Source organism: Streptomyces sp. Ru72, assembly GCF_002920635.1.
Classification (GTDB): domain Bacteria; phylum Actinomycetota; class Actinomycetes; order Streptomycetales; family Streptomycetaceae; genus Streptomyces.
On record NZ_PQSR01000168.1, the window covers coordinates 1 to 10,010 of the forward strand.

Here is a 10,010-nt window from a genome sequence, read left to right on the forward strand (position 1 = left end):
GGGCGCGGCCCTCGAGGGCGGGGAGGTAGGTGTCGTCGGTGGCGAGGGCGCGGGCGTAGAAGTCGAGGGCGGTCCGGTACTGGCCCTGGTTCCAGGCGAGCTGACCGAGCGCGGTGGCGACGTACGCGATGTCGCCGCGGGAGGTGGCCGTGCCCAGGGCCTGTTCGAGGACGCGGCGGGCGGTGCCCACGTCGCCGCGCAGTTCGTGGACGTAGGCGTACCGGGTGAAGACGGGGACGCCCGGGTGGCGCGAGTCGGCCAGGTCGGCGGCCTTGGAGGCGTCGGCGTAGCGGCCGAGTTCGACGAGCGCGTCGATACGCGAGCACAGGGCGCGCTCGCTGTAGGGGTTCTGCTGCAGGGCCTGGTCCGCGTAGTCCAGGGCGCCGGTGAAGTCGTGCCGGGCGGCGGCGAGGGCGGCGCGGCCGGCGAGCGCGGCGTCGTTGCCGGGCCGGACCCGCAGCGAACGCTCCAGCGCGCGCTGCGCCTGTGGGTAGCGGGAGGGGTCGCCCTTGGTCCGGGCCTGCTCGACGTAGGCGAGGCCGAGGACGGCCCAACTGCCGTGGTCGCGGGGCTGGGCGCGGAGGTGAGCCTGCAGCGCCCGGATGCCGCCGTCGAGATCGCCGCCCGCGAGGAGCTCGGGCGAGACCCCGCTGGGCGCCGAGGCGACGGGCGTCGTACCGCTGTCCCGCACGGCTCCGACGACCACGGCCCCGGCGGTGAGCGCGACGGCCAGGGAAGCGGCACAGACCACGAGCTGCACACCCCGCCACCGCCGCCCGGCGGCGGAGAACCGCCGCACGGCGGCGACCCGCTCGTCGGCTGCGCCGGGGGACTCCGCTGCCGCGGCAACCTGTGCTTCGGCCGCCTCGGTTTCGGTGGCCTCAGCCTCGGTGGCCTCAGCTTCGGTGGCCCCCGGTCCGTCGGCCGGTGGCGCAGGTGCCGTCTGTCCGCCGCCCCGCGTGTCGGCCGATGCCTGCTCCTCGGGCGCCGGCTCCGTCGTACGGGCACCGCAGGCCGCCTCCGCGGCCTTCGGCGCGGCCGGCTCGGTGACCGGAGCGCCGTCCCGGGCGGAGTCGGCCGCCGTGGTCGGAGCCGGGCCCGGGTCGTCGGCTCGTTCGTCCGGCGCGTCGGCGCCCCCGGCGCCGAAGGCGCGCTCCCATGCCTCCCTGACGGCCTTCTCGGGCCCGGTCTCCGCGGTGCGGAGCGTCGGCCTCCTGGGGGCGGCCTGCTCACGGTCGCCGTGGCCGGTCTCCGGCGCGTTGTCGTTCGTACGCGAGGACATGCCCTCTCCTCGATCTGCTGGGCGGAAAACGGGGTGGCGCGGCCCGCGCCGTGGGGGACGGGGAAGTGCGGGCCGCGCCGGTTCGGGGGACGGCGACCGGCTGTCAGTACGCGCGGTAGCGGGTGCGGCGGCGCCACCACATCACGGCCGTGCCGATCAGCAGGACGCCCGCGACGCCACCGGCGGCGGACGTCGCGATCAGCGTGGTGTCCGTGCCCTCACCCATCGCCTGCAGCCCGTCACCCAGCTGGTTGCGCACGTTGTTGCCGGTGCCCTTCGCCAGCGGGCCGCGCGAGCCGGACGTCGGCTGGGCGAGATAGGGGAAGGAGTGCCCGAACTTCTGGTCGTTCTCATCGACACCGTCACCCAGGTCGTTCTTGGAGCCGACCAGCTCGCCCTCCACGACCTGCAGCGCCTCGTCGATCACGTCGTCGGTGAGCCGGCGCCCGTTCGGGAAGCCGGCGTTGTCGCCGTCCAGCACGCCCAGCCGCTTCGGGTGCATGCTGGGCTTGATCGAGGTGTTGAGCCGCAGCTCCTCCGCCGACCGCACGTACGGCGGCTGGTTGAGGCCCTTCACGCCCTTGAGGAACACGTCCACGAGGTCGTTGCGCGGCTCCGACGGCGCCTTGATCTTGTAGATCGCCTCGATGAGCTTCGGCAGCTCGGGGTTCGTCACGTTCTTCAGGAACTGCGCGTCGCCGTACGGCTCGGACGCGTTGAACTTGTCCTTGTCCTTCTGCGGGTTGACGACCTCGTTGACAAGCGGGTTGCCCAGCCGCGAGACCTGCGACCAGTGCCCGCGCGCGTCCTTGCGCTGGACCGTGCCCCAGATGCCGACGACCGGCTGGTGCGACGACTCGCGGATCAGGTCGTTCGGCACCTGGAGGGCCAGGGAGTTGACGTTGTAGCCCTTGAGGGTGTCGTTGCCGACCTCCGAGAGGTTCCCGCCGTACAGCAGGTCGAAGACCCGCAGGTCGGCGAAGAACGGGTCGTCGGCCTGCCCGGCGAAGGTCGTCGCCCCGCCCGCGAGCTTGTACACCGCCTCGTCGCGCAGCTTGCCGTAGTCCGGCATCGACGCCTTGCCGACGTTCGACGGGGCGACCGGCACGTTGTCCGCGATCCTCGTCTTCGCCACCAGCTTCTGCTTGTGCAGCTTGATGAGATCGATGTCGTACGTCTGAGTGACGTTCAGGTCGGGGTCCTTGAGGCCGTCGACCGGGCCCGTGTTGTAGAGGAAGGTGTTCTTGTTCTTGACGTGCGTCCTGAAGGTGTAGCGGAAGATCAGCTCGCTCTGCGCGTCACCGTTGTTGTCGACGTGGAGGTCGTACTGCGCGTCCTCCGCGAACGTGTAGAAGTTCGGACCGCCGGCCGGCTCCTCGAACGGGACGAAGTTCGCGATGATCGTCGTCGTGTCCGGCTTGTCCGGGCTGACGAACGCGTACAGGTCGGTGTTGTCGTACTGCGGCTGCCCCGAGATCAGCGGGGCCTCCCGGTGGGAGGAGGCGGAGGCCGCCCCCGGTTCCAGCGCGGTCACGCCGGCGGCTGCGAGCCCGCCCGCGGCCAGCGCACCACAGATGAGGGTCGCGATACCCCTACGACCCACGCCGCTCCTGGAGATAGGTGTCATGCCGTCCGTCCTCAGTGCCAACTTGCCTGACGCACAGGGATACGGAGGGATCGCCCGGACGGCTTGGTCGGATCGCAAAAAACTTTTCCTGCCTGCTCCACCCGCGTTTCGGCCCCGCTGATCCGTATCCCTTCCGAAGGGGAGTCAGCAGCGAACGCCCAGTGGAGCGAACATGCCGTGCGAGGCGTCGGTGAGGGGGGTACGAGTGGAGGCGGACGAACTTCTGGTGCTCGTGGCCGGAGGCGACCAGAAGGCCTTCGAGGACCTGTACGGACTGGTGTCAGGGCCGGTGTTCGGCCTGGTCCGCCGGATCCTGCGGGATCCGGCACAGTCGGAGGAGGTCGCGCAGGAGGTGCTGCTCGAACTGTGGCGCTCCGCCCCCAGGTTCGACCCCCGTCGCGGCAGCGCCCTGTCCTGGATCCTCACCCTCACCCACCGCCGCGCCGTCGACCGGGTGCGCAGCGCCCGCGCGGCCGGCGAACGCGAGCAGCGCGAGGCCCGGCGCGCCCACCACCCCGCCTTCGACCAGGTCGCCGAGGAGGTGGAGGCCGGTCTGGAACGCGAATGGGTGCGCCGCTGCCTGGACCGCCTCACCGCCCTGCAACGCCAGTCGGTCACGCTCGCCTACTACGACGGTTACACATACCGTGAAGTGGCCGAGCGGCTCTCACTGCCGCTCGGCACGGTCAAGACGCGGATGCGCGACGGACTCACCCGGCTGCGCCAGTGCCTGGGAGGGGTCGCATGAGCATCCTCGGCCGACTGCTGCGCCGTGAGGACCTGCACTCCCTGGCAGCGCCCTATGCCCTGGACGCCCTCGAACCCGCTGAACGCGTCCGCTTCGAGAGGCATCTGAAGAGCTGTGACCGCTGCGCCGCAGAGGTGCGGGACCTGTCCGAGGACGCGGTGCGGCTCGCCTGGTCGACCACGGCCCTGGCCCCGCCCGGCCTGCGTGACCGGGTTCTGACCGCCGTACGGAACACCCCGCAGGATCGCGTTCCCGCGCAGGGAGCGTCCCGCGCCCGTGAACCGCACCTGCCCCCGCACGTCTGGGGCGCGGCGCCACCGCCGCCGCGCACCCGTGCGCCCCGGCTGCGCCCCCTGTTCGCCCCGCTGGCCACCGCCACGGCCGCGGCGGCCCTCGTCGTCGCCGCGCTCTTCGCCGTGCAGGCCACGCGGGCGCAGGACCGACTCGACGCCGAGCGCGCCCAGGCACGTGAGATCGCACACGTTCTGGCCGCCCCGGACGCCCGTGCGACCAGCGACCGGGATGCCAGGGGCCGAGGAATCGGAGTGATCGCCTCCGCATCCGAGGGGCGCGCCGTCGTCACGCTCCGCGGACTGGGCGCACCGCCCATCGGCCGCGTGCACCAGCTCTGGCTGATGCGCCCGGGCGTGCCACCGCGCTCCCTCGGGCTCTTCGACGGCGACACGCCCCTGGTCGCGAGTGGTCTGACCAAGTCGGCGGCGTCACTCGCCGTGACCGTCGAACCCGACGGAGGGTCACCGCAGCCCACCGGCCAGCCGGTTGTCCAACTCGCCCTGCGCTCCATCGGTTTCGGAGGGTAGTCGTCAACGGTTCGTCAACGCCCTTATGGGGAAGGTGAATCCTGTGCCCGCGATACACGCGTGCCACGAGAGAGCGATAGGGTTACTCTGCCCGGGCCGGGTGGACTCGTACGGGTGGGGAGTGACATGGAACAGATAACAGTGCGCAGCAGGGCCAGGATCCCTGCGATCACCTGCGGGAGCAGCGCGACCAGTTCGCGCCTCGACCGCCATCTCTCGGTGTTGGCCGGCCCCGCCGTCCCGCAGCGCGAGGCGGCCGAGGCGACCTCGCTGATGCGTGAGCTCACCGCGCGTGACGCCGCGCACGGCCGTAGCGGCAGGGGTGGACGCATGAGCGGTGTCTCGCTCTTCGCACCGCTGCGCCGGCTGCGCCGTTCGCTGTTCGGCGGGCGCTGAGCGTCACCCGCGTTCCCTCAGGGCCCGCGCTCAGGCCGCCACACCGTCCCGGCGCAGCGCTGCGATCTCCTCGTCCGTCATCCCCACGGCATGCAGCAACGCCTCGGTGTGCTCCCCGAGCGCGGGCACGACCCCCATCCGAGCCTCCGTACCGCCCGGCAGCGTGATCGGCGGCAGCAGCGCCCGCAGTGGCCCCACCGGTGTCCCCACCTCCCGCCACCGCTCCCGGGCCGCCAGCTGGGGGTGCTCCGCCACCTCGTACAGGTCCCTCAGGCGCGCGCAGGCGATGCCCGCGCTCTCCAGCCGGGTCATCGCCTCATCGGCGTCCAGCGCGCCCAGCGCCTTGCCGACGAGCGCGTCCGTGCGGTCACGGTGAGTGACCCGCGCCGCATTCGTGGCGTACGCCGGATCGTCCGCCAGCTCCGGCTGTCCGAGCACCTGTTCGGCGAGCCGCCGCCACTCCCGGTCGTTCTGCACGGACAGCAGCACGCGCCCGCCGTCCGCCGTCGGATAGGCGTCGTAGGGCGCGATGACCGCGTGCGCGAGGCCGGTACGCGCCGGGGGAGTGCCGTCGTGCATCGCATGGTGCAGCGGATGCCCCATCCACTCCGCGAGCGCCTCCAGCATCGAGACCTCCACCGGCCCGCCGCGCCCGGTGGTGCCCCGCCGTACGAGCGCCGCGAGCACCCCCGAGAACGCGTACATGGCCGCCGCGATGTCGGCCGCCGGGATCCCCGCCTTGACCGGCTGTTCCGGCGTGCCGGTCACCGACACCAGCCCCGCCTCGCACTGCACGAGCATGTCGTAGGCCCGCTTGTCCGCGTACGGCCCCGACGCCCCGTATCCCGAGATGTCCACGGCGACCAGTCGGGGATGGGCGGCGCACAGTGTGGCCGCGTCCAGGCCGAGCCGGGCCGCGGCCCCTTGGGCGAGGTTCTGCACGAACACGTCCGCGTCCGCGATCAGCCGCCGTACGACGTCCAGCCCGCGCGGGTCCTTCAGGTCCAGGGCGATCGACTCCTTGCCGCGGTTGCACCACACGAAGTGGGAGGCGAGGCCGCAGGCGGCGGTGTCGTAGCCGCGCGCGAAGTCGCCGCCGTCGACCCGCTCGACCTTGATGACCCGGGCGCCGAGATCGGCGAGCTGACGGGTCGCGAAGGGTGCCGAGACGGCCTGTTCGACGGCGACGACGGTGATGCCCTCCAGGGGCAGCGGCAGACGGTCCATGGGCGGGATCATGACCCGCCGGCGGCGTCCTTGTCAGCAGGCGGTCACCGGGGCCGCGCGTACCGGCGGACGGCGAGCGGCGCGAAGCCCGCGATCAGCACCGCGCACCAGGCAAGCGATCCGGCGACGGGGTGCGCCACCGGCCAGGCGGCGCCGTGCGGGACGGGAGTGTTCCCGAAGAGGTCCCGCAAGGCCGTGGTGACCGCGCTGATCGGGTTCCACTCGACCAGGGTGCGCAGCCAGCCGGGCATGCCGTCGGCGGGGATGTACGCGGTGGACAGCAGCGGCAGCACGAAGGTCGTGCTGGCCAGCTGGCCGGCCGCCTCCTCGTTCCGGGGCAGCAGCCCGAGGAGGATCCCGGCCCATGTGCAGGCGAACCGGAACAGCAGCAGCAGGCCGAGCGCGCCCGCCGCCCGGGCCGCGGACCCCTCGATCCGCCAGCCCACCGCGAGCCCGACCAGCAGCAGCGGCACCGTGCCGACCGCAGAGACGACCAGGTCCGCGACGGCCTGCCCGAGCGGCACGGCCGTCCGGCTCACCGGCAGCGTGCGCAGACGGTCCATCACACCCCGGTGCGCGTCCTGGGAGGCCTGGAGCATCCCCGTGGTCACCCCGCCCGCGGCCGTGGCCGCCAGCAGCCCGGGGACCAGGAAGGACCGGTACTGTCCGCCGGGCATCGCGACCGCGCTGCCGAAGACGTACCCGAAGAACAGCAGCATGGTGATCGGCATCGTCTGGGTGAGGACCACCAGGCCCGGGTTGTTGCGGATCCGCTGCAGCTGCCGTCCCAGCATCGCGCTGCCGTCGTACGCCAGTGTGCTCATGCCGCGAGCTCCTTGCTGTCGGTGAGGCGGAGGAAGACGTCGTCGAGGGTCGGCGGCCTCAGGCTCGCGTCGAGCAGCGGCACGCCCGCCGTGTCCAGTGCGCGCACCAGGTGGGGCAGGGTGAGCGTCGGGTCCCGGGTGACGGCGCCGACGGCGCCTCGCTCGTGGTCCAGCGACGGCTCGGCCCCGGTCAGCCGGTCGAGGACGCCCGCCGCCTTCGCCATCAGGTCCGTGTCCATGACGACGACCTCCGCGTACACCCCGATGAGCGCCTTGAGTTCGGCCGGTGAGCCGGTGTGGGCGACCCGGCCCCGGTCCACCAGGGCGATGCTGCCGGCGAGTTGGTCGGCCTCCTCCAGGTACTGCGTGGTGAGCAGGACCGTCGTGCCCTCGGCGGTGAGGGCGCGCACGGCGTCCCAGATGCGGTTGCGGCTGGCGGGGTCCAGGCCTGTGGTGGGCTCGTCCAGGAAGAGCACGTCGGGTCGGCGCACCAGGCTCGCCGCCAGGTCCAGCCGCCGCCGCATGCCGCCCGAGTAGCCGGACGCCGGCCGGTCGGCGGCCTCGGCGAGCCCGAACCGCTCCAGCAGCTCGTCGGCCCGCGCCGCCGCGTCCCGGACCCGGTGCAGCCGGGCGAACAGCCGCAGGTTCTGCCGCCCGGTGAGGTCGCCGTCGACCGAGGTGTCCTGCCCGGTCACGCCGATCCTCCGGCGTACGGCCGCAGGTTCGCGCACCAGGTCGTGCCCCGCCACCCGCGCCGACCCGGCGTCCGGTCGCAGCAGGGTGGTCAGCAGCCGTACGGCCGTCGTCTTGCCCGCCCCGTTCGGCCCGAGCACCCCGCAGACCGTCCCCTCGGGGACCGCGAGGTCGAGGCCGCGCACGGCGTCCACCTGCCCGAAACGCTTTTCCAGCCCCTCACTAAGTACAGCGTACGTAGTAGTCATGAGTCGACGATAGCGCACTACGTACGGTGTACGTAACTACGATGGTGGGCGAGGTGATGAACGATGGCGGGCCGAGCGGCCGAACCCCATGTGATCTGGGCGCGCCCCGAGCGCACGGGCCGCGGTCCGAGACCGGCGTACACCCGGTCCGACATCGCGGCCGCGGCGGTGCGTGTCGCCGACACCGAGGGCCTGGACGCGGTCTCGATGCGACGCGTGGCCACCGAACTGGGCTGCGGCACGATGTCGCTGTACAACTACGTCCCCCGCAAGGAGGACCTGTACGAGCTGATGATGGACGCCGTCGGCGGCGAGCACGAGCTGTGGGAGCCGTCGGGCGACTGGCGCGCGGACATGCTGCTCATGGCCCACCAGACCCGCGCCCTCATGCACCGGCACCCGTGGCTGCCGCGCCTGATCTCCGGCCACTACGGCTTCAGTCCCAACGCGTTGCGCTACCTGGAGCACTGCCTGCGCTCCCTGGAACCGCTGGAGGCGAGCGCCGGCACGAAGCTGGAGCTCGTCGCGATGGTGAACGGCGTGGTGACGACGGCCGTCGCCAACGAGCTCTCCACGGCCGAGCGTGCCCGCACCCTGCCGTGGTCGGCGGAGCAGGAGCAGGCGGCCCGCATGGCCTACCTGGGCGGACAGCTCGCGACCGGCGCCTACCCACGCCTGGCGGCGGCCCTGACGCAGGCCGCCGGGGACGTCGACCTGGACGAGGTGTTCCAGCGGGTGGTGGAACGGGTGCTCGACGCCTTCGAACCCAGATCCTAGGGGCCGGGCGCTAGATCAGCGCGAACTGGCCCTCCGGTCCCTCCTCGTGGTGGTCCAGCACGGAGGCCGGGCGGCGCGCCGCCTCCGGGACCGGCAGCAGCCCCGCCTCGCGTAGTTCGGCGGCCGTGACGGGTGCCGTGACGTGCAACTGCGCCTGCCGCGGCCGTACTTCCGCCAGCAGGGCCAGGACCGTGATGAGTTCCAGCAGCTCCGACGTCCAGGTCTGCGGCCAGGTCGCCGGGCGGATCGCGGTCAGCGCGCCCGGCACTCCCTCCGCCGTACGGGCCGCGAACCACTGTTCCAGAACCCGGACACCGGCCACCTCGAAGTCCCAGGCCTGAGGCGGTACCGGGGCGATGCGGCCCTCGTCGAGGTGCAGGCTCTCCTCGTCACGGTCGTAGTGGAGGGTCAGGGGCCTGGAGGGAAGCGGGGCGCGGACGTAGGGGCGGCGCCCGCCGGGGAGCTTCGGGCGGTCGCCGTCGCGGCGCATCAGCCACAGCATGCGGCGGCCCAGCTCGACGCCCCGGCTCCACAGATCGGGGTCCGCGGTGAGGGGGACAGTGAGACCGGGGCGCACTGTCGCGATGATCCAGGCCAGGACGTCCACGGGGGTGGGGGAGTGGCCGAGGCGGGACGCCAGGTGCTCCAGCAGGCCGGGGGCCAGGTTGGGTTCCCCGGCACCGGGGCGGCGGTACAGCGGGCGGATGCGGCCGGGGCGGGCCAGTGGCACGAGCGACGTCGCGAGCAGGAGGGGGCCGCCCGCGTCCGTGGCCGTCTCCACGGCGAAGATCTGGTGCTCGTCCGCCACCCGCCACAGCTCCGGCCGCGCGGTGTCGATCAGGCGGTGGTCGGGAATCAGCCACTGCTCGTCGAAGGGAGCCAGCAGGACGCGTATCGGCTCCGAACAGGGTCCCGACGCGCGCGACAGCTTCTCCGTGCCGCTCGTCTGGCCGGGCAGCCGGCCGACCGCCGAGTGCAGGGTGCGCGAGCGCGTCGGCTCGAACAGAGCCTCCCGGTCGGGGCCGTCGGCCTTCATCAGGGCGTCCCAGCGGGCCTTGAGGGACGCCGCGTCGGGCGCCGAGGGCCACGCGCGGCCCGGCCGCAGGGGTGGGACGGACCACGGCATGAGGTCCGCGAGCAGCGGAGCGTCGTCGTGCGTCACGCTGGGCATCGTACGACGTGGTCAGGTGGCCTCGAGGGTGACCGTGAAGGAGAAACGGTCCCCCCGGTAGTGGATGACGGCGACGTCCAGCGCGCGCCCGTCGCCGTCGTAGGTCACCCCCGTGTAGTGCAGGATCGGGCTGAGCAGCGGGACTTGGAGGAGCTGGGCCGTCTCCGGGTCCGCGAGCCGGGCCTCCACGGTGTCC

Annotated in this window: 11 protein-coding genes; 4 read left to right on the top strand and 7 right to left on the bottom strand. The window is 72.8% G+C overall.

Going from position 1 to position 10,010, the window contains the following annotated elements; translation table 11 throughout:
- Both C3488_RS42240 and C3488_RS37905 read right to left on the bottom strand, forming a co-directional pair.
- On the bottom strand, positions 1-1,282 hold a 1,282-nt coding region (locus tag C3488_RS42240; protein WP_258053898.1), incomplete at its 3' end, for a lipopolysaccharide assembly protein LapB.
- A gap of 103 nt (positions 1,283-1,385) precedes the next feature.
- Entirely contained in the window at positions 1,386-2,909 is a 1,524-nt protein-coding gene (locus C3488_RS37905; RefSeq protein ID WP_103845388.1) for a DUF4331 domain-containing protein, read from the bottom strand.
- 205 nt (positions 2,910-3,114) lie between these two features.
- On the opposite strand from C3488_RS37905, the gene C3488_RS37910 reads away from it, so the two are divergent.
- The 3 genes from C3488_RS37910 (at position 3,115) to C3488_RS37920 (ending at position 4,874) form a co-directional block, all read left to right on the top strand.
- Complete coding sequence (locus C3488_RS37910) at positions 3,115-3,657, top strand: sigma-70 family RNA polymerase sigma factor (RefSeq protein ID WP_103845389.1); 543 nt, start codon at positions 3,115-3,117, stop codon at positions 3,655-3,657.
- Entirely contained in the window at positions 3,654-4,478 is an 825-nt protein-coding gene (locus tag C3488_RS37915; RefSeq protein ID WP_103845390.1) for an anti-sigma factor domain-containing protein, read from the top strand. The genes C3488_RS37910 and C3488_RS37915 overlap by 4 nt, the downstream gene beginning before the upstream one ends.
- A gap of 126 nt (positions 4,479-4,604) precedes the next feature.
- Entirely contained in the window at positions 4,605-4,874 is a 270-nt protein-coding gene (locus C3488_RS37920) for a hypothetical protein (RefSeq protein WP_103845391.1), read from the top strand.
- Positions 4,875-4,904: 30 nt separating this feature from the next.
- On the opposite strand, the gene C3488_RS37925 is transcribed toward C3488_RS37920, so the two are convergent.
- Genes C3488_RS37925 through C3488_RS37935 form a run of 3 tightly spaced genes read right to left on the bottom strand, consistent with a single transcriptional unit; the run spans position 4,905 to position 7,866 of the window.
- Positions 4,905-6,101, bottom strand: coding sequence for a CaiB/BaiF CoA-transferase family protein (locus tag C3488_RS37925; RefSeq protein ID WP_103845396.1), 1,197 nt, complete (start codon positions 6,099-6,101; stop codon positions 4,905-4,907).
- A gap of 44 nt (positions 6,102-6,145) precedes the next feature.
- Entirely contained in the window at positions 6,146-6,925 is a 780-nt protein-coding gene (locus C3488_RS37930; protein WP_103845392.1) for an ABC transporter permease, read from the bottom strand.
- On the bottom strand, positions 6,922-7,866 hold the full coding sequence (locus C3488_RS37935) for an ATP-binding cassette domain-containing protein (RefSeq protein ID WP_103845393.1): 945 nt from the start codon (positions 7,864-7,866) through the stop codon (positions 6,922-6,924). Before C3488_RS37935 ends, C3488_RS37930 begins: the two co-directional genes overlap by 4 nt.
- 63 nt (positions 7,867-7,929) lie before the next feature.
- Here C3488_RS37935 and C3488_RS37940 point away from each other — a divergent pair, with 63 nt between their 5' ends.
- Positions 7,930-8,643 carry a TetR/AcrR family transcriptional regulator gene (locus C3488_RS37940; protein ID WP_103845394.1) on the top strand — a complete coding sequence of 238 codons (714 nt, stop codon included), beginning with the start codon at positions 7,930-7,932 and terminating at the stop codon, positions 8,641-8,643.
- 10 nt (positions 8,644-8,653) lie between these two features.
- On the opposite strand, the gene C3488_RS37945 is transcribed toward C3488_RS37940, so the two are convergent.
- Together C3488_RS37945 and C3488_RS37950 are read right to left on the bottom strand one after the other, a co-directional pair.
- A complete protein-coding gene (locus C3488_RS37945; protein ID WP_103845395.1) occupies positions 8,654-9,814 on the bottom strand; it encodes a type ISP restriction/modification enzyme in 1,161 nt (386 codons plus the stop codon).
- Between the two features lie 12 nt (positions 9,815-9,826).
- On the bottom strand, positions 9,827-10,010 hold a 184-nt coding region (locus C3488_RS37950), incomplete at its 5' end, for a UTRA domain-containing protein (protein ID WP_146068013.1).

What these genes read in the sequence shown, in the direction of transcription:
- C3488_RS37905 (WP_103845388.1), bottom strand. Translation starts at nt 2,909, where the DNA reads ATGACACCTATCTCCAGGAGCGGCGTGGGTCGTAGGGGTATCGCGACC.
- C3488_RS37915 (WP_103845390.1), top strand. Translation starts at nt 3,654, where the DNA reads ATGAGCATCCTCGGCCGACTGCTGCGCCGTGAGGACCTGCACTCCCTG.
- C3488_RS37920 (WP_103845391.1), top strand. Translation starts at nt 4,605, where the DNA reads ATGGAACAGATAACAGTGCGCAGCAGGGCCAGGATCCCTGCGATCACC.
- C3488_RS37925 (WP_103845396.1), bottom strand. Translation starts at nt 6,101, where the DNA reads ATGGACCGTCTGCCGCTGCCCCTGGAGGGCATCACCGTCGTCGCCGTC.
- C3488_RS37930 (WP_103845392.1), bottom strand. Translation starts at nt 6,925, where the DNA reads ATGAGCACACTGGCGTACGACGGCAGCGCGATGCTGGGACGGCAGCTG.
- C3488_RS37935 (WP_103845393.1), bottom strand. Translation starts at nt 7,866, where the DNA reads ATGACTACTACGTACGCTGTACTTAGTGAGGGGCTGGAAAAGCGTTTC.
- C3488_RS37940 (WP_103845394.1), top strand. Translation starts at nt 7,930, where the DNA reads ATGGCGGGCCGAGCGGCCGAACCCCATGTGATCTGGGCGCGCCCCGAG.
- C3488_RS37945 (WP_103845395.1), bottom strand. Translation starts at nt 9,814, where the DNA reads ATGCCCAGCGTGACGCACGACGACGCTCCGCTGCTCGCGGACCTCATG.